Raw genomic sequence first — 23,205 nt, forward strand, 5'->3', positions numbered from 1 at the left:
TCGGGCCGCTGCGGTTGACGGCGCAGCGCGGCGGGCTAACGTCGGCGCGCGATGCTGAAGCTCAGGCGACTGCGGATCGAGAAGTTCCGGGGCGTGGCGCCGGGCACGGAGCTCCGGTTCTCGGACGGGCTCAACGTGCTGCTCGGCCAGAACGGGACCGGAAAGACGACGCTGCTCGAGCTGATCTCGATGGTGGTGAGGTCGGATTTCAGCAGCTTGGCCAGAGAAGAGTTCGCCGTCGAGTACGAGCTCACGATCCCAGGAGAGGCGACAGCGACCGTCGTTATCAGCAACAAAGATCAGACGAGCCTTCTACAAGTAGAAGCGAAGCCCCGCGCAATAATCGACTTGTCGGAGTATTGGCGATCTGCTGCAGACGTCACGCTCGACGACTCGCCATCTAGACCTCGCCGCCACATTCGGTACGACAGCGAGCGTGGACTTACGATCGGAGACGACCAGCCGATCGGAGCGGGTCGGGAGCTTTCATGCCTCAACCCAGGATTTCTTTGGATCTACATGATGCAGGATCCTGACTTCATCCCAACCCCCATTTACAACACGGTTCTTGGTGCAAGCTCGGCGAGACGCTTCGACGAGTCGCTGGAGCTATTCACGTGGCTCACCGGATCGAGCGATGCTCACCGCGTGGTCGTCGTTCGTCAAGAGAGGGTGCTGGTTTCCAGAATCAAGTCCCCTCTCCTACCGAATGCCCTCCGCCGAAAACTGGAGCCGTTGTATGAACGGTCAAGGTCTGACTACACCTTCAAGCACCCTGAGCTGGAGTTCCTTGCCACCATCAAGGGGATTATGGGGTTCGACGCCGCCGAGCTGAAGGTGGACGTGACCGAACGGCACCCGTGGGGTGAAGCTTACGAGGACGTGACGCTCGGGAACTTCGTATTCCGGTTCTGGTGGGAGGGCGGCGAGTTCATCACCCACGCGCGCCTGAGCTACGGACAGAAGCGCCTGCTCACGTTCTTCTATTACCTCGCCTGCAACGACGACATCGTCATCGCCGACGAGCTCGTGAACGGTCTGCATCACCACTGGATCACGGCGTGCGTCGACGCCATCGGAGAGCGTCAGGCGTTCTTGACGAGCCAGAACCCGCTGCTGCTCGACTACGTCCCCATCACCTCGCCCGAGCAGGTCCACCATAGCTTCGTGCTCTGTCGCGGCGAGCGGCGCGGTGGCAGACCGGCCTGGACCTGGGCGAACATGCGCGACGAGGACGCCGCGGAGTTCTTCGCCGCCTACGAGGTCGGCGTCGAGCACGTGAGCGAGATCCTGCAGTCGCGGGGGCTGTGGTGAGCCCGGATGCGGCCCGCCTCTCGATCGTGATCCTCACGGAGGACAGCGGCAAGGACGGTCGCGCGACCGTCGAAGCGCTCGTCGGCCGGATGCTCGAGCTCGTCGTTCCCGGTTACGGGCGCTATCGGGTCGACTTCCTTCCGAGGGAGCCGAGCGAGGAGGAGGCGATGCGCGGCAACGTCTGGAAGACCGACGGGAAGAACCCGCGCGAGCACGAGCGACGCGTCCGGCTGCTCAAGTACATCGCACGCATGCTGCTATTGCCCAACACCTTCGTGGTCTTCCATATCGACGGGGATCGGCCGTGGGCCGAGCGGAATACCAGCGAGAACCTCGACAAGTTCGATAAACTGGTCCGCACGCTGCTGCCGCAGGTCGCCGAGCAGGGTCGCGCGAACGCTCCTCGGACCAGGCTGCGAGCCAAGGGCGACGCCGAGCCGCCTGCGCCCGTGCCGCAGATCGAGCGTCTCCTTCTCGTCTGCCCGTTCCGGAGCATCGAGGCCTGGCTCTACCAGAACGTTCGACGCGCGAGCGAGATCTGCCGCCGTGAGCACGGAGGTCGCCACGTTGAGGATATCGAGGGTGGTCGATCGCCGGAGCATTGCGGTGGGATCTGGAGATGGAAGATCCTGTGTTGCTCGTGATCGTCGACGGCCTCGAGCGCGCGGCGGACTGGGAGCCTGAGAAGGGGGTACCGTTTCTGGACGAAGCCGGTTTCAGGGTGCGGTTCCTCGTGTCCGTGGGCGTGGAAGCTCCTTCGGCGCGGAGCTCGGACTGGCGTCAGCATCTCGAATGGACGGAGGAGACCTCCGCGATGCTTCACCTACCAGGGGACGCCACCGCCGCAGAAGCGGCGGCGCAGCAGGCGCGAGACACCCTGACCGGGAGCGGCGATGACGGGCGCGCGGCGGAGCGGTGCCTCGACGCCCTGGCGGCGGCGCTCGCGCCGCTGTCGAAGGACGACCTGATCGCGGCGTTCGGGCTGTCCAGCGCGTCGTTCGAGGCGCTCGATCGCGCGCCGCGCCCGGCGCGTGACCTCGTGGTCCACGCGGACGACGGGACCTACCGCTTCCGCGACGACGCGACGCGCGCGCGCTGGGCTGCATCGACAGACATCGCGTCGCTCGAAGACGGCATCGTCGCTCGGGGTCTGGCCAGCCTGCGCGCGGCCAGGGCCCCCGACGGCGGTGCGCTCACCTGGCCTGCTTACCTCGTCGAGTACCTGGGGGCCCACATGACGCGGCGAGCGCCCGCGCTGTCCGCCTTCATGGAGCTGGTCTCACCGGCGTGGCTCGCCGCGTGGATGGACAGACCGGGAGGGCTCGTGGGGTTCGTCACGGACGCGCGCCGCGCGCGCACGACGGCAGAAGAGGTGCTGTTCAACGCGTCCACCGAACCGGAGCGCGCGGCGGCGTTGAACCACATCACGCGGTGCGCCGTCGTCGAGGGTGCGCTGTTCGCCAAGGAGGGAAGCCGGCACGGGCCGCGTGACGATCGCGCCCACCCCTACAAGGAGCCGAGCGTGGATCTCGCGAAGCCGACCGGCGCGGCGCGCGCGCGGGCGGTGGCGCTCGTCACGCTGGCAGGCACCCTCACCGGGGCCGAACGGGAAACGGTGCAGGCATGGGCGGACGAGGCGCGGGCTGCGCTCGGTGAGGCCAGCGAGCTTGTGCCGTGTCCAATCCCCTCGTTCTCCGGTATCCCGACAGAGGCCGATCCGGAGCTCACGCGCCGGTTGCGCGACGCCGCTCCCAACAAATTCGGGTCTCTTCTCTCCGGTCCTTATCATGAGGCTGCCGCCGCGTGCGCGGGGCTTGAGCCGGAAGAAGCGTTGCGTCTGGCCGGCAGCACGGAGGGTGTCCTCCGCGTGACCGCCTTCGCGGCGATCGTGCCGCACCTGCCCGAAGCGCTCCGCGAACGAGCCGTGGCCGAGGTCATGGACGCCTACTGGCAGCATGGGGACGACGACACGCTGCGATCCGTGCTCGCATGTGCGCCGTGGATGGCGCTGGACGACGCCTCATGCGTGCTCTGCGATGTGCTGGGGAACCGGTGGCAGAAAGATTTCGAGAACCTCTTGATCGGCTGGGGCGGGCTCACGGATTTCGCGCCGCTGCTGCGCAGGCTGGGCGGCTCGGCGGCGATCGTCGGCGCTGCCTCCGCGATCGCGGAGGTGGGCCGCTGGTTGCCGTAGCGGCGCCTCGGGCCCAGGCCGCGTCGAGGCCGGCCGCGTCGCCGACGCCCTCCGGGGAGCCCGCGCCGCGTCGCCGACGCTTTCCGGGGAGCCCGCGCCGCGTCGCCGACGCCCTCCGGGGAGCCCGCGCCGCGTCGCCGACGCCCCCCGGGTCACCGCCTCCGCGTCGCCGACGCGCTCCGGATCGCCGCCGCCACCCACGTCGCAAAGCTGCCTCCCATGGCCGGAATCCTGCCCGCCCCTTTCGCGCCCGCGCGACCGTGCTACCCCCGCCATCATGGGAAATGCCGCGTTTCTCGCCCGCCGGCTCACGCCGAGCGGGTGCATCGTCGCAGGTACGAGGCTCGCGTCTCACCGAGAGGCGCTGAAATCGAAGAAGATCAAGCTCGCCCCCAGGGTCGACGCAGCCGTCCAGTCCGTCATCGCGCGCACCGAGGCCGTCGAGGCGCTCGGGAGCACCGACGCCACCATGACGGAGATCGATCGCGGCGCCGACCGGTGCATCTCCGCCTTCGGCGCCCAGCTCGACGGCATCGAGCGCTCGTTCGACCACGACGACATCGTGCCGCTGAGCGATGACGAGGCCGCGCGCCGGGCCGACGCCGCGCGGGTGCGGTCGGAGGTGCTGTCGTCCGGCACGGGCTTCGTCAAGCTCGTGTACTCCCAGCAGTGGGTGCGCATGAGCGCGATGATCAAGGCGCTCGACGGCAAGGACGTGAAGGCGGCGGTGGAGCGCCTCGGGCTCGCGGCCGAGGTCGATCGCCTCCGGCGCTGGACCGCGCTCTACGGCCAGAAGCTCGGCGTCACCGAGGCGAAGAGCGCGGCCCCGGCGATCCAGGCGGTGGAGGCGTGGCACGAGGCCTACGGCACGCTCCTGGTCCAGGTCCACGCCGAGTACGACGACGACAAGGACGAGGCGCATGCGCTCTTCCGCGACCGCCTCCTGTCGCCTTACGAGGACGCGGCGGAAGAGGAGCGGCGCACCGAGCGGGCCCGCGCCGCCAGCGCCAGGAAGAAGCACGAGCCCGACGTTCCCGCCTGATCATCCCCTCTCCCGCACGTCAGCCGCGCCCCCGGCGAGGCCGTCCGAGCCATGTAGCTTTCCCGGGCCGCCGGACGGTGGGCTCGCGATTGCCGCGATTGCACACATTCGCGGGACCGTGGGACCATCCAGTCACCATGGGTAAGGTCACCGCCCTCCATATGGACACCATCACCGAGAAATCCGGTCACCAGATGACCGGGTTGGCGGTGAGCGTGTGTCTGACCCCGGCCGCGCCCAGCCCGCTGCCGATCCCCTACCCCACCATGGGCACCGTCGCGGAGGGGATCATCGACCCGTGCATGCGCACGAAGATCGAGGGCGCGAAGATCCTCACCGTCGGCGGCTGCATGAAGGCGTGCCACGGCAACGAGCCGGGCACGCTCAAGGAGGTCGTCAGCCTCAACACCGGCGGGCCTTGCTTCCCTTGGCTCGGCGCGCCGAACGTCATCATCGAGCTCGGCATGGCCGGCATCACCGGCAGCATGGGCCAGATGAACAAGAGCATCACCGTCGGCGCCGGCGCCAGCGCGAGCGGCGCGGGCGGGGGCGGCGGCGGCGGTGGGGGCGGCGGCGGCGGCGCCGGGGGCCCGGGCGGCGCCAGCCCGCAAGGCGGCGGCAACGGCGGCGGAGACGGCGGCGGGAGCAACAGCGGCGCCGCGCCGCCGAGCCCGCCCGCGCCGCCGGGCGCCGACGGTCAAGGCAAGGCTGGGCACCCGGTCGACGTGATCACCGGCGCGATGTTCACGGTGCCTTCCGTCGACTTCGAGCTCGGGGGGCCGCTCCCGCTGCAGTGGGTGCGCCAGTACCGCACGTCCGCTGTTCACCGCCGATCGGGGCTCGGCTGGGGATGGACCCATTCGTTCGGCTGGACCGCCGAGGTCGGCGAGTCCATCGTCACGGTCTTCGACAGCGAGGGGAGCCCCCTCCACTTTCCACCCGTCAACGACGGCGAGATCGCCTATGCGCCGTTCGGCCGGAGCCTTGAGCGGAGGGGCGCAGCGCTCGTGCTCGCGACGCGGGACGGGGTGGAGCGCGTGCTGCAGCGTGAATCGCAGGGGCGGTACCGCCTGCACGCCGTCCGTGACCGCTCCGGCAACGAGATCGAGCTCTCGTGGGAGGGCGGCCAGCTCGTCGCGCTCACGGACTCCGTGGGGCGACGGATCGAGCGCGAGCAGGCGGGCAACGTGATCCTGTGGCGGATCCTGATGACCGATGAGAACGGCGCGCAGCACCGCCGGCTCGGGGTCGCGTACGAGATCGACGCGCGGGGGGACCTGGTCAAGGTCGTGGACTCGGGCGGCGTTGCCGTCGAGTACCGCTATGACGAGGAGCATTTCCTCATCGAGGAGCGGCTGCCCGACGGCATGGTCTACCGCTTCCGCTACGAGGACGGCCCCGACCGCAAGCGCCGCTGCGTCGAGACGTGGGGCGAGCTGCCCGGCCGCGACATCCTCGCGGAGATCGGCGACCGCGGCGCCTCCGCGGCGAAGGGCCTCTTCCACGTGCAGATCGCCTACGGCCCGAGCCCGTTCGAGTCGACCGTCACCGACGCCACGGGCGGCGTCCACCGCTATCACGGCAACGCGCTCGGGCTGGTCGAGCGGTACGTCGATCCGCTCGGCCGCGCGACCCGCCTGTCGTACGACGCGAACGGCCACCTCGCCAGCGTGCAGGATGCCATGGGCTACGTCGACCACACGCGTCACGACGCCATGGGCAGACCGCTCACGTCGACCGATGTCCTCGGTCGCCGGCTGCGCTTTCGCCGGGACCCGCAGGGCAACGCGGTCGAGTTGACCGACCCGGCCGGCGCGGTCTGGAAGATGGAGCACGACGCCGCTGGCCGGCTGGTGCAGCGCACCGATCCGTCAGGCGCCGCAACGCGGTGTGAGTACAACGCCTGCGGGCGCGCGGTACGGACCACCGGGCCGGGAGGGACGGAAGAGACGCGCTACGACGCCCACGCGAACCTGATCGAGCGGATCGGCGTGCGCGGCGAGACATGGCGCTACACGTGGGATCTCCTCGGCCTCCCCGTGCGCCTCGAGACACCCACGGGCGCGGTGTATGAGCTCTCGTACGACTCCCGGGGCGATATCGTGGAGGTCGTTGGGCCGCACGGGCGCCGTGCCGAGCGCCAGTTTGACGCGCGCCGGCGGGTCGTCGCCGAGCGGCACCCGGGAGGCGGGATCACGAGATCGCGATTCGTGGGAGATGCGCTCGTGGAGCGCGCCTTCGCGGATGGCTCCCGGCTCAGATGGGGTTACGACGCGATGCTGCGCCCCGTGTGGATCGAGAACGCCGCCGGAGAGCGCCACCTGTTCGAGTACGACGTGGCGGGCCAGCTCGTGCGCGAGCGGACCTTCGCCGGACATGAGCATCACTACGAGTACGACCTCCTCGGTCGGTGCGTCGCAAGGACAGGAGAAGACGGGCGCGCGCTGCGCCTCGTGCTCGACGCCGCGGGGCAGGTCGTTCGGCGGGAGCGCCACGACGGGACGAGCGTCGTCCTCGAGCGCGATGTCCGCGGCTTCGTCACGCGCGCCCTCGACGGGATCGCGAGCGTCGAGCTCGTCCGCGACCAGACGGGTCGCGTCGTGCGCGAGACGCAGCGGTGCGGCGGGTGGTCCTTCTCGGTGCAGCACGAGTTCGATTCGCTCGGCCACGAGGTCGGGACCCGCTACTCGACCGGCTGGTACGTCTCGCGCCGCAGGGGCAAAGGCGGTGTCATCGAGCAGCTCACCGTGCACGGCGCCGACGGGTCCATCGAGGAGGCGCTGACGTTCGAGCATGGGCCCGAGGAGATCGTGCGGCGCTCCGATCGGCGGACCGGGATCGCGATCACCCGCGACCGCCTCGGCAGGCCGGTGCGCGTCCGCGCGCTCGGCGAGGGCGGCGCGTCGATCCGCGAGCGCGCGTTCGAGTGGGCGCCCCAGCCGGGCATCGCGACCGTCGTGGACAGCGCCCACGGTCGCCGCAGCTACACGCTCGACGCGATCGGTCGTGTCCGCCGCGCGAGCGGCCTCGGGGTCGAGGAGAGATACGAGTATGCGGCCCAGGGGACGCCGATCGCGGGCAGCGAGGGCACCGCCTCCGTCGGCCGCGGCGGCCGCAAGCGCGCGGCCGGCTCGGCGCGCTTCCTGTGGGACACCAGCGGACGGCTCGCGCAGCGCCTCGGCGACTCGCCGGCGAGCTCGTGGACGTACGCCTACGACGGCGAGAACCGGCTGATCGAGGCGCAGCGGCACGACGGCTTCGTGGTCCGCTTCGTTTATGACGCCTTCGGGCGGCGCCTTGCGCTCCTGCGCAGCGACGGGACGAGCACCTGGTTCGGATGGGATGGCGACTCGATGGTCGAGGAGCGGCCCAGCGCGGGGCACGCGGTGCGCCGGGTGTTCCGGGAGGACGGATATACACCTCTCGCCGAGCTCGCGGACGAGGCAGGCTGGCGGCTCGTGGCGACCGACGCGGCCGCGACGCCCTGGCTCTACCTGAGCGCCGGCGGCGCCGTCGCGTCGCTCGATCTCGACCCTCTGGGCAACGAGGCGAGGATCGAGGGGCGGATCGGGCTGCTCCGGTTCGCCGGCCAGCGCGCCGACGTGGAGACCGGTCTCCGGTACAACCGGCACCGGTATTACTCGCCGGAGCTCGGGACCTTTCTTACGCCGGACCCGCTCGGACAGGCCGGCTCGGTGCACGACATCGGCTTCGTCCCCAACGCGACCGAGTACATCGACCCGCTGGGGCTCATCGTCATCATCGGCTACACGGCCAACGACGATCATCCCGACGCGCAGGGGCGCGGCGAGACGCTCCGCGCCGCGCAGGAACGCGGGGCGGCCACCGGACAGCGGGTGGTGCGCGCCGACGAGCTGCGCGGTCCCCACAACCCGGGCGGCATCTCGCTCGAAGGCGAGACGCACGTGGAGGTCGTCACGCACGGCTCGACCCGCGGCGGCCAGGTCACGTTCCAGAACGGGCAGCGCAACTGGTCGACCGGCCGCCAGCTCGGCGAGGCGCTGAACCAGGCAGGGCTACAGCCAAGCTCGGAGGTCGTTGTCGTCGCCTGCAATGCGTCCACGACCCCCACGGAGCGACCGAGGCAGAGCGTCATCGCGGGCGTCAACCAGGCCACGGGCTGCCCGACCTCGGGGCCCTCGGGGATCGCCTATGTCCGCCCCTACAACCAGCAATACTGCGGCGTTTGCCCGCCGACGCCGGGCGCTGCGGGCTCGGTGGATCTCACGGATGGGCACTGGGACCGCGCGACGGGTCCGCGCGGTGGCACGCCCACGGTGAGCCAGGTCAGCGCGCCCAGCTCGCAGCACGCCGGCTCGTGGAACGATCCCACGGCGCCGACCGGGCGCGGGTCGCACGGCGGCGGCTTCCCCGGCGCGCCGCCGCACGAAGACTGATCACCGGGGCGCTTTCGCCTTCGCGAGGACCTCGGCGTTCTCGACCCACGCCGCGAAGACGGGCAGCTTGCTGCGCCGGGCGAGGACGAGGACCAGGAACGGCATGGCGCAGCTGAAGCGCCGCGGGGGTGACATCAGGCCGAAGGAGCGCGACGGCGAGGGTGCCGTCGCGCCCCCGTCGTCGAGGCGAAAGCGGATGACCTGCTCGAGAGGGCCCAGGCGGACGCGCCCGAGCGACGGACTCTCGATCACGCGGTCGGCGAGCTCGCTCGAGCGAGCGGCGCACGCGATGTCGATCACCGGCATGAACAGGCCCTCGTCGGCGGAGAAGCGCGCGCGCGGGTGCGCGTCGTCTTCCTGAAGAAGGGAGAGCGCGCGGTTGATCGTGCGCGCCAGCGTCGATCCGGCGGGCAACGTGGCCACGATGATCCTGACCTCGGGATCAGCCGCGCGGAGCTCGACGACGAACTGGTTGTACGCGGCGTCGATCTCCTCGTCCGAGAGGCCCACGAGCTCGGCGTCCGTGTAGCGGGGGAAATGCACGAGCGCCTGCGTTGCCCGCGACTGCCAGACGGACTCGGGCTCGTCCGGGCTCGACCACACGCCGAAGCAGGGGACCTGAACGCCGTGATGCGATCGAGGGAACGGAGCGCGGGCCAGCGGAGGATCGAAGCGCGGGTGCATCGCGAAGCCGCTCCACAGGGCGATCCTGTCCGGGTCCGCGCCGGACGGCGCGCCCAGGGGCCAGTCCACGCCGAAGAGACGGCAGCTCTCCCGCTGGAGCGCCTCGGCCGAGCTCTCGGCGAGCGGCCCGGCCCAGGCGGCCCAGTACGCCGGGTCCAGGGTCGTCTCGTCGATCGAGCTCTCGCGCGTGGCCTGCGCGAGCGACGCCGCCGGCTCGCCGGTCCCAGCAAGCGCGATCTCGAGGGGAGCCCCTGCCAGCGAGGCGAGCCGCTGCCACGCGATCGCGCTCACGCCGGTCCACACGAGGCTCACGCCCGGCCGGTGCTCGACGTCGAGGTGAGGGCAGACGCGCACAAACGCGTGCGGCGCGTCGTGGTGACAGACGGCGAAGGTGGTGGGCGGCATGGCGACAAGGGGAGTTTAATCGCGAACGCCTGCCTCGCACCGAGCGAGCCCGCGCCGCCAGCGCCAGGAAGAAGCATGAGCCCGACGTTCCTGCCTGGTCATCTCCCTCTCCCGCACGTTGGTTTCCCTTGGCTCGGCGCGCCGAACCCTCAGGATGCGCCGGCGGTCGCGCCCTCCAGCGCCTCCGGTGCCGCGATCCAGGCGGCGAGCCGCACCTCGTCCTGCGGCGGCGCGCCCAGGACGACGACGAGGAACGGGCCGTTGCAGACGAAGGGGCGCTCGTACGCATCGCCGCGCCCGAGGGTGATCGGCCCGGGCCCGATCGGCGGGAGCGCGTCCCAGCCCAGGCGGAAGCGAACCACATGGCGGGCGTCGCCGATCCGGCGGCCATCCCCGTCCGCGAGCGGCTTGCCGATGAGCTCCTCATGAGCGCGGATCGCGCACAGATCGAGCGGGGGGATCCTCAGCGCACAGCTCCCATCGAAAGGCTTCTGTCCGAACCATCTCCGGAGCCAGCTCCGCGACCTCCGCACGGACGCGACGACCTCCGCGACAGCCGCCCCGAGCGTCTCAGGGCGCGGGCATCGCGCGACCACGACCCGCTCATCGTCCTTGGCGTCGATCTCGATCACGAAGTCGTCGAGGCCGCGGTGACGATGCACCAGGAGCTGCGCCGCGGCCATCGACCTCGTCACATCGTCGACATCCTTCCAGAGGCCGAAGACAGGCACGACGTGCTCGCCGAAGCGGATGGCCTCCAGCTGGCTGGCGAAGGGCGATACGAACGACGGACGCACGAACGAGAATGCGTACGCCCCGAGGGCGTCACCCGGCGCGCTCTCCGGCAGGGCGCCCTCGGGGACGGGGCCGAACCGACGCGCGATCTCCTGCTCGATGTCCCGGAGCGCTTCTCCTGCGGGGCCGACGCGCGTGACCGACCAGGGCGACCCGCTGGCGTGGGGCACGGGGAACGCCTCTCCCGCTCGCTCCTCGAAGGGAAAGTCTGGCGAAAAGAGCAGGTTCAGGTCTGGAACGATGGGGGACGAGAGCGACGGCACGAGCACGGTCGCAGGGCTCATCGTGGGCATGAGGTCCTCTGGTCCTGGAAGGAGGCGGATAGTATACCGCTCCCCTCCGCCTCCCCTCCTCGCCGCGCCCGCGACGACCATGGACCGAGCCATGCCGCTGCCCGACTTCCTCCCTGCGCTGCTTCGTCCGGAGCTCGCCGAGCTCCACGCCTACACCCCGGTCGCGGGGCATTTCCCTGTGCGCCTCGACGCCAACGAGAGCCCGCCGCTGCTCTCGGCCGAGGCGCGGGCGGCCCTCGCGCGCGCCGCGGCGCCCGAGGACTGGGGCCGCTACCCCGACGCGCGCGCCCTCGATCTCCGCGAGGCCATCGCCGCCCACTGCGGCGCCGAGCCCGACGAGATCGTGGCCGGCGTCGGCTCCGACGAGGTGATCTCGATCGTGCTCACCGCGCTCAGCCGCCCGCGGCAGGGCGCGGACGCGGCGAGCGTCGTCACGGTCAGCCCCACGTTCGTCATGTACAAGCTGAGCGCGCGCGCGCGCGGGATGCGCGTCGTCGAGGTCCCGCTCGACGCCGGCTGGGATCTCGACGTGGCGGGCCTCCGGCGCGCCGTCGATTTCGCGCGCCCCAACGTCGTCTTCATCGCCTCGCCCAACAACCCGACGGGCGCGCTCATGTCGGAGGACCGCCTCGAGGCGGTCGTCGCCGCGGCGAGCGACGCCCTCGTGATCGTCGACGAGGCGTACATCGACTTTGCCCCGCGCGACCAGCTCGCCCTCCTGCGCAAGCACCCGAACGTCGCCGTGCTGCGGACGCTCTCGAAGATCGGCCTCGCGTCGCTGCGGATCGGCTGGCTCATCGGCGCCCGGGAGCTCGTGGCCGAGCTCGACAAGGTCCGCCAGCCCTACAACCTGCCCACCCCGTCGCAGCGCGCGGCCGCCTTCGCCCTGCGGGAGCTCGGCGGCGAGCTCCGCCGCGCCGCCGCCGCCGTGACGGCCGAGCGCGAGCGCCTCGCGGCCGGGCTCGCCGAGCTCGGCCTCTCGGTCGCGCCGAGCCACGCCAACTTCCTCTGGATCGGCACGCGCCGCCCTGCCGGCGAGGTCTTCGAGGCGCTCGCGGCGCGCGGCGTCCTCGTGCGCAGCTTCCACGCGGCCGGCGGGCGCCTCGCGCACCGGCTCCGCATCACCGTCGGCCTCCCGGAGGAGAACGATCGCCTCCTCGCCGAGATCGCCGCGTGCGCGTAGCCGTGCCGCTCTCCGCCGCGCGGCGCGCGCCGCGCGTGTTCCTCGCGACGCTCGCGGGGCTCGCCGCATTGACGGCGTTGACGGCATTGACGGCATTGACGGCATTGACGTCCATTGCCGGCTGCGCCGCGCCCCGGGTCGCGCGCTCGATCGACGGCCAGATCATCGAGGGGCGTACCATCGCGGCGCACGCCTATGCGCTGTATGCGATCGGCGCCGAGGCCGAGGCGCGCGGCGATCTCGCGACGGCGCTGGAGGCGTACGAGCTGGCGGAGGACGGAGACCCCGACAGCGCGGACATCTGGACGCGTATCGGGTCCGTGCGCTGCCGGCTCGGGCGCGGGGAGGCGGCGGGCGCCGCCTTCGATCGGGCCCGCGCGATCGAGCCCGACTACGAGCCGGCCTACCGCGAGCAGGCGCGCTGCGATCTCTCGGCGGGGCGGCTCGAGGCGGCGCTCGGGCGGATCGATCGGGCGATCCTGCTCGATCCGGATCGTGACGACGGCGCCCTGCTCCGGGCCGAGATCTTGCGGCGGCTGGGCCGCACGGACGACGCGCGCCTCGCCTTGCGGGCGCTCGTGGTGCGGCGCCCCTGGTCGACGGAGGCGTGGCGCGCGCTGCACGCGGCGGCCGTCGAGGCGGGCGATCGCGCGGTGGCCGAGCAGGCTGCGCGGCGCCTGCGGGAGCTGGCTGCGCCGGGAGCGGCCGTCCTGGGGCGGCGGATGCCGTCAGGGGGGCGGCTGGCCGAGGTCGACGAGGCGCTCGTCCTGGGCCAGCTGCGCCGCGCCCGCCGCCTTGCGCGCGACGCGGACCTGACGCCCGCCGAGGTCGCGGTGCGCGCGGCCGCGCTGGGCCGCCTCGGCGAGGCCCGCGAGCAGGCCGAGCTCGTCTCGGCGGCCGATCCGGCGAGCGCCGAGGCGCTCGTGGCGCTCGCGGTGGCGGCCGATCTGAGCGGTGATCTCGACGCGCTGGCCCGGGCCTGCGACGCCCTCGACCTGCCCGCGGCGGCGGGCGGCCCCACGGTGGCCCCCTCGCGGCTCGCCCGGCTCCTCTTCGCCGAGCTGCTCTTCCGTCGCGTCGGCCGCGACGCCGCGCTCACCTGGCTCGGCCCGCCGCCGCCTGCGCTCGGCGCCCCGGACGCGCTGTCCCAGGAGGTCGAGCGGCGCGTCCACCGAGAGCTCATGGGCGGCGCACGCTGAGCTACACGGCGGGGGCACGCGCCTCGCCGTCATCACTCAAGGCGCGCGCTTGGTGTGCGGCTTCTCCTTGTACTTCTTGAGGTCGAAGTTGAGCTCGAAATCGAGCGTGTTCTCGCCCTCCTTGATCTCGATCTCCCTCTTCACGTCCTGATCGATGGCCGGCAGCAGGGCGGCGGTGAGCACCTTGCCCACGGGGATGCCCTTGATCTCGTACTTGCCGTCGAGCCCGGTCACGTCGTGGGTCGCGAACTTGAGCACGAAGACCTCGGCCTTGAGGAACGGCTTCGGCAGCTTGTCCACGAGGTGGTAGTAGCCTGGCTGCGGCGGGTAGAACTTCACCGGGTCGCCTTGCGGCACGGCGACGAGGACCGCCATGAAGGGCGCGCCCTCGAGGTTTGGCATGTACGGCTCCAGGGGATCGAGGTTCGCGACCTCGAGCCGCTGGCCGTAGGTCATGACCACCGTCCGCTTCGAGAACGCGCACCCGTGGATGGTCACCTTCTCCGCCTCTTCGCGTTCCGGCACGTAGCCGCTGTAGTTGACGACGGTGACGAGCGCGTCGGCGACCCCGTTCTGCTGTCCCACGCGGAACAGCCGCCCGTAGGTCGCGGCGGCCTCACCGCACTTGCCGATGGGGAAGCTGAGCCCTGTATCGGGCGGCGGGTCGCCCTTGATGGTGACGCGTCCTCGCAGCGTCCCCGTGGGCCCGCTGTACGGCGCCCGCCGCTTCGGGTTCATCACCTTCGCGACGTCCTCGGACGTCAGCGAGATCTCGCGCGCCTCGCCCGCCCCGGCCTGCGCGCTCCCCGCCGGCGCCGCGCTCCCCGCGACCACCGGCGCCGCGCTCCCCGCGGCCACAGGCGCCGTGCTCCCCGCCGGTGTCGCGCTCCCTGCGGTTGCGCCGCCGCTCGCGTTCCCTCCCTGACACCCGAGCGCCCCGAGCAGCGCCACGCACGCCGCTCGCATCCTCGCATCACCCGCTCTTCTCTGCAGCTTCTCGCCGGTTCGCATCGGCGCCGACTTTAGCAACTCGCGCGCCCCGCGCAGCACCCCGGTTTCACGGCCGAACGAAGCGCGAGCGCCTCGATCGCCAGCGCTCCGTTGCCACACGAGTTGGCAGCCCTCTTCCAGACCCGCACCCGCGTTGCCGAGCGGGGGTCCACCCGCACAGGAGACGGGCCCAGATCGGCGTTTTCGGCGCGCAAGCGCACTCCTGTGCGCTGAGCACCGAAAACGTCGAGGTGGGCCCGTATCCGAAGCGGGTGGCCCCCCGCTCTAGCGGGAGGCGAGGACGGCGCGGACTGCGATCCCGAGCGAGGTCGTCGGCCAGATGCCGAGGACCATCACGAGCACCGCGGACACCACCAGGGCCGCGTTGACGTAGCCCGAGCGCATCGGCCGCGCGATCGGAGCGCCCGGGGCCGGCTCGCGCATGTACATGTACACGAGCACCCGCAGGTAATAGTAGGCCGACAGCACGCTGTTGAGGAGCAGCGCCACGGACAGCGTGTACAGCTCCGCGCCCATCGCCGCCTTGACGATGTAGAGCTTGCCGAAGAAGCCCGCGGTCGGCGGCACGCCGGCCAGCGACAGCAGGAAGAGCGAGAACGCGAGCGCCGCCACCGGGTGCCGCTTGCCGATGCCGGAGAGGTCCTCGTAGCTCACCGCCTCGGCCCCACGGCTGCCGCAGAGGATGAGCGTCCCGAAGGCGCCGACCGTCGAGACGGTGTAGGCGAGCAGGTAGAACATCACGCTCGCCTGCGCGTCCTCGCTCGCCCGCACCGTCGCCGCCACGCCCACGAGCAGGTACCCGGCGTGCGCGATGCTCGAGTACGCGAGCATGCGCTTCACCGACTCCTGCCGGCCCGCGATGAGGTTCGCGACCGTCATCGTGAGCAGCGCCATCACCGCCACGGCCGGCGGCCAGCCCGCGGCCCACGACGAGAGCGCCGGGCCACCGAACGCCCCGAGCAGCACCCGCAGGAGCGTCGCGAACGCCGCGCCCTTCACCGCCACCGCCATGAACGTCGTGGCCGGCGTCGGCGCGCCCTCGTACGCGTCCGGCGTCCACATGTGGAACGGCACCGCGCTCACCTTGAACGCGAGCCCGACGAGCACCAGCGCCGCCCCGATGAGCAGCAGCGCCGGGTTCGGCGCCGCCGCCCCCTTCGCGCCCGCGATGGCCTCGCCGATCCCCGCGAGGTCGGTGTGCCCCGTCGCCCCGTAGATCAGCGCGCCGCCGTACAGCAGCAGCGCCGCCGCGAACGAGCCGAGCAGGAAGTACTTGATCGCCGCCTCGGTGCTCCGCGGCGACGTCCGGCGGAACCCGGTCAGCGCGTACGCCCCGAGCGACATCGTCTCCAGGCCGAGGAAGAGCGTCAGCAGATCCCCCGCGCCGGCGAGGATGATCGCCCCGACCGTCGAGAAGGTCAGCAGCGGATAGAACTCCCCGCGATCGAGCCGGTGCTCCGGGAGGTACCCCCCGGCGAGCAGCGCCGCCAGCGCGCCGCCCAGGCAGAGCACGAAGGAGAAGAACAGCGTGAACCGGTCCATGACCAGGTACGGGGCGAGCGAGTCGAACCCCTCCAGCGTCTCGGGGCCGACGAACCCGACAGCGCCCGAGAACACCGCCCCGGCGAGGAGCGTGATCGCGGTCCCGAGCGCCATGTCGGACGAGGGGCCCGAGCGGCGATCGTGCGACTCCTCGCGGCGGTGCGAGAACGCCTCCGCGAGCATCAGCAGCGCGCCGCCGAGCGAGACGACGATGAGCGGCGATACAGCGATGTACGGTCCGAGGATCATCGCGCCGCCTCCCCCGCGCGCGCCGCGAGCGCGCCGTCTCCTCCGCGCGCGCCCCGATCGCGCCGAGCCTGCTCGTCTTCACCCGCCCCCGCCGCGCCCTCACCGGAGCCCTGCGAGGGGGCCCCCTTCAGGAAGGCGGGGGAGAACGTGTCCTCGGGCAGGAGCTTCGCGTTCCGTTCGTCCGCGAAGAGGATCGCCTGCCCGGAGACGACCTTGAACTGGTTGTAAGTAGACAGGACCGACTCCTTCATCCGATCGAGGAAGATCGCAGGGAACAGGCCGATCACGAAGATCATGAGGATCAGGGGCGCGAGCGCGAGGCCCTCGCGGGGCGTCACGTCGGGCAGGTGCTTGTTCTTCGGGTTCGTGAGCGGCCCGAAGAACATCTTCTGCACCACGCTCAGCATGTAGACGGCGGCGAGGATGACGCCCGCCGCGGCGCCGATCGTGTGGATCCCGCTGAACGTCCCGAGGCGCTCGGAGGCGTAGGTCCCCATGATGATCATGAACTCGCCGATGAACCCGTTCGTGCCGGGCACGCCGACGGAGGCGAACGTCACGATCAGGAAGAGCGTCGCGTAGACCGGCATCGCCTTGGCCAGGCCGCCGAACTCCGAGACCTCCCGGGTGTGCCGGCGGTCGTAGATCACGCCGACGAGGAGGAAGAGCGCGCCGGTGGAGACGCCGTGGTTCACCATCTGGATCACCGCGCCCTGGATCCCGCTCGGCGTGACGCCGAAGAGCCCGAGCATCACGTAGCCCAGGTGGGCGACCGACGAGTACGCCACGAGGCGCTTCACGTCGGACTGCTTCCAGGCGACGAGCGCGCCGTAGATCACCCCGCCGAGGATCGCGATGCCGGCCAGGTTGGCCGCGAGGCTGGAGGCCGGGCCGGGGAACAGGCCCATCGAGAAGCGCAGGTACGCGTACGTCCCGATCTTCAGCATCACCGCGGCCAGGATCACCGAGCCGCCGGTCGGCGCCTGCACGTGGGCGTCCGGCAGCCACGTGTGCACCGGCCACATCGGCACCTTGATGAAGAACGCGATCGAGAACGCCCAGAAGCAGAGCATCTGCGCGCCCCGGGGCAGCACGACGCGCGACAGCGCCAGGTAATCGAACGTGTAGGCGCCCGTGAGCTTCTGGTTCGCCCACACGAGGTACACGATGCCCGCGAGCATCAGCATCGAGCCCGCCATCGTGTAGACGAAGAGCTTGATCGCCGCCTTGATCTTCTCGACGCCGCCCCAGATGCCGATCATCACGAACATCGGCACCAGCATCAGCTCCCAGAAGAGGAAGAACAGGAACAGGTCGAGCGCGACGAACGCGCCGAGCATCGCCCCCTGCAGGAACAGGAGGCAGAAGCAGAGCTCCTTGATCCGGCTCTTGATCGAGCCGAACGACGCGTACGCCGCGATGGGCGCGATGAACGTCGTCAGCAGGACGAGCCAGAGGCTGATGCCGTCGATGGCGACGTGCCACCGGATGCCCAGCGCAGGGATCCACTCCTTGATCGACTGGAAGTGCCAGCCCTCGGTCATCGGCACGGTGAGCAGCCACAGCGAGGCGAGGAAGCCCGCGCCGAGCACGGCCAGCGTGAAGCCCCGGAGCACCGAGAGCAGCTGCCGCGGCATGAACAGCACCGCGGCGGCGCCCACGAAGGGCAGCCCGATGAGCACGTTGAGCAGCGACGACCACTCGTCTGTCGCTCCCGCCGCCTCCGCCGCGGCGCCGGACGGCCAGAGCCACTGCACGAAGAGCACCGTGAGCGCCGCGATGAGCCCGAGGCCAGCCCGCTGCCACGGGGTGTACCCCGCGGCGGCGTGGGCCTCGCCGTGCTCGTCGCCGTGGTGGTCGTCGCCGTGGTGGTCGTCACCGTGGCCGCCGTGGTGATCGTCGCCGGCGTGGGCGCCGCCGGCGCCCTGCGCGTCGCCCGGCGGGAGGATCGCCCCCACGACGCCGGCTGCGAGCGCCGGCCAGTACTGCGTTACGAGGTCGAGCGCGCTCATTGCAGGCCTCTCGGCTGGATCAGGTCATGGATCTGCTCCGCCGGGGTCGCCCCCGAGGGCAGCGCGGGCACGTCCGGGCCCAGCATGGTGGTCGGGCCCGCGGGGGCCTTGCGCCCCGTCGGCCTGGAGAACGAGAAGGTCTCGGTCGCCTCGCGGTCGAACGCGTTGCGCACGCGGAGGACGACGTCCTTGGTCTCGCCGGGCTCGAGCTTCACCGTGACGTCGGCCGCCTCGGAGAAGTCGCGCGCCGGCAGGCCGGGCGCCTCCCAGCGGTACCGGTAGCCGAGCCCCGGCGCCGCCGAGAGCCTCACCTCGCCGGACCGGCGCAGCTCCGCGTCGTCGACGTTCGCGTCCGCGTGCGGCTTGACGAGGAACCAGCCGACGCCGGCGAGGCCGATGACCATCGACGCGGCGTAGACCTGCACGCGGCCCGTCTGGAGCGCGCGCAGCACCGTGCCGAAGAACCCGACCAGCGCGGCGGAGAGCTTCGCGATGATGCCGTCGATGATCCACTTGTCGGCCATCGTGAAGATGTCGGCGATCGCGTCGACCATGCCCACGACCGTGGCGTTGTAGAGCTCGTCGATCCGCCACTTGTCGTAGATGAGCCGGTAGAGCCCCGGGAAGCCCTCGGCGAAGCGCCGCTCGGGCTCGCCGCGCTTGTTCCAGTACACGAGCATCGCCAGGCCGATGCCGGTGAAGCAGGCCGCGACGCCGGGCAGCATCATCGGGAAGAGCAGCCCCTCCACCCCCTCGCGCGCCTTCACCGCCCGCTCCGTCAGGGAGAAGACCGGCTCGAGCAGGTGCGCGAGCGGCGCGAACGCGTGGTTGTGGGTGAGGTGCACGAGCGGCTCCGCCATGAGGAAGCCGGCGAAGACCGACAGCGCCCCGAGCACGATCAGCGGGATCGTCATCGGCAGCGGCGACTCGTGCGGCTCCGGGCCCTCGAGCTTCTCGCCGTGCGCGTGCCCGTGGTGATCGTCGTGGTGGCCGTGCGGGTGCGGGTCCTTCCAGCCGCGCACGATCGTCCAGCCGCGGAACTCGCCGTGGAACGTCTGGAAGTACGCGCGGAACATGTAGAACGCGGTCATCGTCGCGGCCAGGATCCCGACCCAGTAGATCGCCGGGCCGAGCCACTCGGGCCACTGCCACACCGGCTGCCCGCGCGTCGAGACGGACGCGATCCGGCCGGAGAAGGCGCGCCACAGGATCTCGTCCTTCGACCAGAACCCGGCGAACCCGGGGAAGCCCGCGATCGAGAGGCACGCGAGGAGGAAGGTCCAGCGCGTGAGCGGCATGTAGTTCTTGAGGCCGCCCATGTTGCGCATGTCCTGGGACTGGTCGGTGTCGTGGATGCGGGCGTGCATCGCGTGGATCACCGAGCCGGCGCCGAGGAAGAGGCAGGCCTTGAAGAAGGCGTGCGTGAGGACGTGGAAGAAGCCGGCGGCGAACGCGCCGACGCCCACGCCGATGAACATGAACCCGAGCTGGCTCACCGTGGAGTAGGCGAGCACCTTCTTCAGGTCGTTCTGGAAGAGCCCGATCGAGGCCGCGAACAGCGCCGTGGCCACGCCGGTCACCGCGACGACCGCCATCGCGAACGGCGACAGCACGAACACCGCCGAGAGCCGGGCCACGAGGTAGACGCCCGCGGTCACCATCGTCGCGGCGTGGATGAGGGCGGAGACCGGCGTCGGGCCGGCCATCGCGTCGGGCAGCCAGACGTAGAGCGGGATCTGCGCGCTCTTGCCGGCGCAGCCGAGGAACAGCGCGAGCGCGGCCAGCGTCCCCGCGTAGACGAGCACCGGCTGCGACGGGATGAGGAAGCTCAGGAAGCCCGGCACGGTGTCGGCCGACATGTTGCCGATCGGCCAGATCTTCACCGCGGCGAGCAGGTTGCCCGCGTTCGCCGCGATGCCGTCGAAGTTCAGCGTGCCCGTGTAGTAGGCGAGCATCGCCATCGCCACGAGGAGGCCGAAGTCGCCGATGCGGTTCACGACGAACGCCTTCTTGCCGGCGCTCGCGTTCTTGTCGTCCTTGAACCAGAACCCGATCAGCAGGTAGCTGCACATGCCGACGCCCTCCCATCCCACGAAGAGGACGGCGAGGTTGTCGCCCATGATCAGCACGAGCATCGAGAAGATGAAGAGGTTCAGGTACGCGAAGAACCGGTAGTACCCAGGGTCCTCGCGCATGTACGCGGACGAGTAGAGGTGGATGAGGAAGCCGACGCCGGTGACGACGAGGATCATCGTCCCGCTCAGGCCGTCGACGCTGAAGGCGACGTCGATCGGGATCGACTGGCCCATCCGGCCGGTGATCGAGAACCAGCGCCAGGCCGTCCAGGTGAGCTTGCCGCCCTCGTGCGGCAGCATCAGGAACGTCGTGACGGCCGCCAGGAAGGCGCCGCCGAGCGCGGCGAGCGCCATCAGCCGGACCGCGTCCTTGCCGAGGCGCTTGCCGAAGAGGCCGTTCACGAACGCGCCGAGCGCCGGCAGGCCGAGGATGACCGCGAGCAGCGCGAACTCGGACGCGGGGAATAAGACTCTCAGGGCTTCCACGCTAACTCCTCAGGAGATCGGCGTCGTCCGAGCGCATCGTCTTCCGGATGCGGTAGAACGCGAGCACGATCGCGAGACCGACTGCGGCTTCCGCCGCCGCGATGGCGATGACGAAGAAGGTGAAGATCTGCCCGGCGTGATCGTGCGGGTGCACCCGGTTGTACGCGACGAGCGTGAGGTTCACGGCGTTGAGCATCAGCTCGATGCTCATCAGGAGGACCAGGAGGTTCCTGCGCAGCAGGAAGCCGATCGACCCGATCACGAACAGCACCGCCGCGACGACGAGGTAGTACTCGATGGGGACGGAGATCATCAGCGCGGCTCCTTCGCCGACAGGGTGGCGTGTCCCGCCAGGGCGCCCGGCTGCGCGGCCCCCTGATCGCCCGGCTCGGGCGGCGCGGTGTCCGGGCCTTCGCCGGCGGGCAGCAGCGTCGGGTCGACCTGCTTGCCGCGGGCGACGGCGACGGCGCCGATCACGGCGACGAGGAGCAGCGCGCCCGAGAGCTCGAACGGCACGATCCCCTTCGTGAAGAGCTCGTGCCCGAGCGCCTCGATGGTCCCGAGCGACTCGGGGGCGGCCGGGACGGCCACGACCCCGGGCTTCGACGCGCTCGCGACCAGGGCGAGCGCGCCGACGCTGCTCGCCCCGAGGACGCCGGCGCCCACGTAGCGCGGCACCGCGGTGCGGGCGTCGCGCGGCGACGTCGCCGACGGGCCGAGGAGCATGATCACGAAGAGGAAGAGGATGACGATCGCGCCCGCGTACACGAGGATCTGGATCGCGGCGAGGAACTCCGCCGAGAGCATCAGGTAGAGCCCCGCGATGCCGACGATCGACGTGAGCAGGCCCATCGCGCCGCGGATCGGGTTCCTGGCCGCGACCGTGGCCAGGCCGCCGAGCAGGACGAGCAGCGACGCCAGCCCGAAGAAGGCGAACTCGAAGATTTTCACGGCGTGAGCACCCCTGTCGACGAGCGGCCCTTGGTCTGGATGTACGCCTCGAACTCCTTGCGGAACTTCCGGAGGAAGCCGAGCGCGGGCATCGCCGTGCCCTCGCCGAAGGCGCAGATGGTGTTGCCCATGATGTTGTCGGCGATCTCGTGCAGCCGATCGAGCTCCTCGATCGTCCCCTCGCCGTGCACGATGCGATCGAGGATCCGGTGGATCCAGGCGCTGCCCTCGCGGCACGGCGTGCACTGGCCGCACGACTCGTGGCGGTAGAAGCGCATCAGGTTGTGCATCGCGAGGACGGGGCACGCCTTGTCGCTGAGCACGATGGCGCAGCAGGTCCCGAGCATCGTCCCGAGCGCGCGGAACGTGTCCACGCCGAGCGGCACGTCGAGCACGCTCTGGCCGTGCCACGGGTGGAGCGGCGACTTGTCGCTCGGCGCGTTGACGACCTCGTCGGCGCGCAGGATCGGGCACGACGAGCCGCCCGGGATGACCGCGAGGAGCTTGCCGTGCTTCACGCCGCCGCCGTACTCGTAGATGAGGTCGCGGAGCGTGACCCCGACGGCCGCCTCGAAGATCCCGGGGTTGTTCACGTGGCCGCTCACGCCGAAGAGCCGGCAGCCGCCGTCCTTCAGGTGGTGCAGCGAGGAGAGCTTCGAGAAGTTCTCCCCCCCGAGCTCGAGCGCCGTGGGCACGGCCGCGATCGTCTCCAGGTTGTTCACGGTCGTCGGCATCCCGAACGCGCCGAACTGGGCGGGGAACGGCGGCTTGAGCCGCGGCTCGCCGCGCTTGCCCTCGAGCGAGTTGAGGAGCGACGTCTCCTCGCCGCAGATGTACGCGCCGGCGCCGGTGTGGACGTAGACCTCGACGGGGTAGTCGATCCCGAACGGGCGCTTGCCGAGGTAGCCCTTCGCGCGCGCCTCCTCGATCGCCCCCCAGAGCCGCGCCTTCGAGAGGTGCAGCTCGTCGCGCACGTAGATGTACGCGGCGTGGGCGCCGATCCCGAAGCACCCGATGATGCACCCCTCGACGACGGCGTGAGGGTTCTTCTCCATCAGGGTGCGGTCCTTGAAGGTGCCGGGCTCGCCCTCGTCCGCGTTGATGACGAGGTAGTGCGGCCGCTCGGGCTTCGGGGGCCACGGCATGAAGCTCCACTTCACGCCCATCGCGAAGCCCGCGCCGCCGCGGCCGCGGATGTTCGCCGCCTTCATCTCCTCGACGAGCGCCTCGCGCGTCATCCCGAGGGCGCGCTTCGCCTGCTGGTAGCCGCCGCCCTTCTCGTAGACGGACAGCTTGTGGCCGTCGGGCGTGTCGTAGTTCTTGGTCAGATAGCGCGTCAGCCGGAGCATCTC

16 protein-coding genes are annotated in these 23,205 nt (G+C 71.0%); 7 read left to right on the forward strand and 9 right to left on the reverse strand.

The genetic code is table 11. The features are described from left to right. Positions 1 to 51: 51 nt before the first annotated feature. The 5 genes from WMF22_RS23120 to WMF22_RS23140 all read left to right on the forward strand — a co-directional run bounded on the left by WMF22_RS23120 (position 52) and on the right by WMF22_RS23140 (position 8,968). Positions 52 to 1,314 carry an AAA family ATPase gene (locus tag WMF22_RS23120; RefSeq protein ID WP_438037060.1) on the forward strand — a complete coding sequence of 421 codons (1,263 nt, stop codon included), beginning with the start codon at positions 52 to 54 and terminating at the stop codon, positions 1,312 to 1,314. After that, complete coding sequence (locus WMF22_RS23125; protein ID WP_438037061.1) at positions 1,311 to 1,958, forward strand: hypothetical protein; 648 nt, start codon at positions 1,311 to 1,313, stop codon at positions 1,956 to 1,958. Before WMF22_RS23120 ends, WMF22_RS23125 begins: the two co-directional genes overlap by 4 nt. Further along, positions 1,934 to 3,508, forward strand: coding sequence for a hypothetical protein (locus tag WMF22_RS23130; RefSeq protein ID WP_438037062.1), 1,575 nt, complete (start codon positions 1,934 to 1,936; stop codon positions 3,506 to 3,508). Before WMF22_RS23125 ends, WMF22_RS23130 begins: the two co-directional genes overlap by 25 nt. 277 nt (positions 3,509 to 3,785) lie before the next feature. Beyond that, positions 3,786 to 4,550 (forward strand): phosphoenolpyruvate--protein phosphotransferase, encoded by a 765-nt coding sequence (locus tag WMF22_RS23135; RefSeq protein WP_438037063.1) that lies wholly within the window; start codon positions 3,786 to 3,788, stop codon positions 4,548 to 4,550. Between the two features lie 137 nt (positions 4,551 to 4,687). Beyond that, positions 4,688 to 8,968: a PAAR-like domain-containing protein gene (locus WMF22_RS23140; protein WP_438037064.1), complete on the forward strand. Its 4,281-nt coding sequence runs from the start codon at positions 4,688 to 4,690 to the stop codon at positions 8,966 to 8,968. Here WMF22_RS23140 and WMF22_RS23145 read toward each other — a convergent pair whose 3' ends face one another. After that, a complete protein-coding gene (locus WMF22_RS23145) occupies positions 8,969 to 10,057 on the reverse strand; it encodes a hypothetical protein (protein WP_438037065.1) in 1,089 nt (362 codons plus the stop codon). Between the two features lie 149 nt (positions 10,058 to 10,206). Then, entirely contained in the window at positions 10,207 to 11,136 is a 930-nt protein-coding gene (locus tag WMF22_RS23150; RefSeq protein WP_438037066.1) for a hypothetical protein, read from the reverse strand. Positions 11,137 to 11,236: 100 nt separating this feature from the next. On the opposite strand from WMF22_RS23150, the gene hisC reads away from it, so the two are divergent. Together hisC and WMF22_RS23160 are read left to right on the forward strand one after the other, a co-directional pair. Then, the gene (gene hisC / locus WMF22_RS23155; protein ID WP_438037067.1) at positions 11,237 to 12,328 is read left to right on the forward strand and encodes a histidinol-phosphate transaminase; all 1,092 of its coding nucleotides are present in this window, start codon (positions 11,237 to 11,239) and stop codon (positions 12,326 to 12,328) included. Then, positions 12,319 to 13,527, forward strand: a complete 1,209-nt coding sequence (locus tag WMF22_RS23160) for a tetratricopeptide repeat protein (RefSeq protein WP_437301258.1) — start codon at positions 12,319 to 12,321, stop codon at positions 13,525 to 13,527. The genes hisC and WMF22_RS23160 overlap by 10 nt, the downstream gene beginning before the upstream one ends. Positions 13,528 to 13,563: 36 nt before the next feature. On the opposite strand, the gene WMF22_RS23165 is transcribed toward WMF22_RS23160, so the two are convergent. The 7 genes from WMF22_RS23165 to nuoF all read right to left on the reverse strand — a co-directional run bounded on the left by WMF22_RS23165 (position 13,564) and on the right by nuoF (position 23,202). Continuing rightward, positions 13,564 to 14,493 (reverse strand): hypothetical protein, encoded by a 930-nt coding sequence (locus WMF22_RS23165; protein WP_438037068.1) that lies wholly within the window; start codon positions 14,491 to 14,493, stop codon positions 13,564 to 13,566. 309 nt (positions 14,494 to 14,802) lie between these two features. Next, positions 14,803 to 16,329: an NADH-quinone oxidoreductase subunit N gene (locus WMF22_RS23170; RefSeq protein ID WP_437301260.1), complete on the reverse strand. Its 1,527-nt coding sequence runs from the start codon at positions 16,327 to 16,329 to the stop codon at positions 14,803 to 14,805. Next, a complete protein-coding gene (locus WMF22_RS23175) occupies positions 16,326 to 18,341 on the reverse strand; it encodes a complex I subunit 4 family protein (RefSeq protein ID WP_438037069.1) in 2,016 nt (671 codons plus the stop codon). Before WMF22_RS23175 ends, WMF22_RS23170 begins: the two co-directional genes overlap by 4 nt. Continuing rightward, positions 18,338 to 20,902 (reverse strand): NADH-quinone oxidoreductase subunit L, encoded by a 2,565-nt coding sequence (gene nuoL / locus WMF22_RS23180; protein ID WP_437301262.1) that lies wholly within the window; start codon positions 20,900 to 20,902, stop codon positions 18,338 to 18,340. Before nuoL ends, WMF22_RS23175 begins: the two co-directional genes overlap by 4 nt. 1 nt (position 20,903) lies before the next feature. Further along, entirely contained in the window at positions 20,904 to 21,215 is a 312-nt protein-coding gene (gene nuoK / locus WMF22_RS23185; protein ID WP_272093012.1) for an NADH-quinone oxidoreductase subunit NuoK, read from the reverse strand. Next, a complete protein-coding gene (locus WMF22_RS23190) occupies positions 21,215 to 21,853 on the reverse strand; it encodes an NADH-quinone oxidoreductase subunit J family protein (RefSeq protein WP_437301263.1) in 639 nt (212 codons plus the stop codon). The genes nuoK and WMF22_RS23190 overlap by 1 nt, the downstream gene beginning before the upstream one ends. After that, on the reverse strand, positions 21,850 to 23,202 hold the full coding sequence (nuoF, locus tag WMF22_RS23195; protein ID WP_437747648.1) for an NADH-quinone oxidoreductase subunit NuoF: 1,353 nt from the start codon (positions 23,200 to 23,202) through the stop codon (positions 21,850 to 21,852). The genes WMF22_RS23190 and nuoF overlap by 4 nt, the downstream gene beginning before the upstream one ends. Positions 23,203 to 23,205 lie beyond the last annotated feature (3 nt).

The organism is Sorangium sp. So ce204 (assembly GCF_051526795.1).
GTDB lineage: Bacteria > Myxococcota_A > Polyangia > Polyangiales > Polyangiaceae > Sorangium > Sorangium cellulosum_B.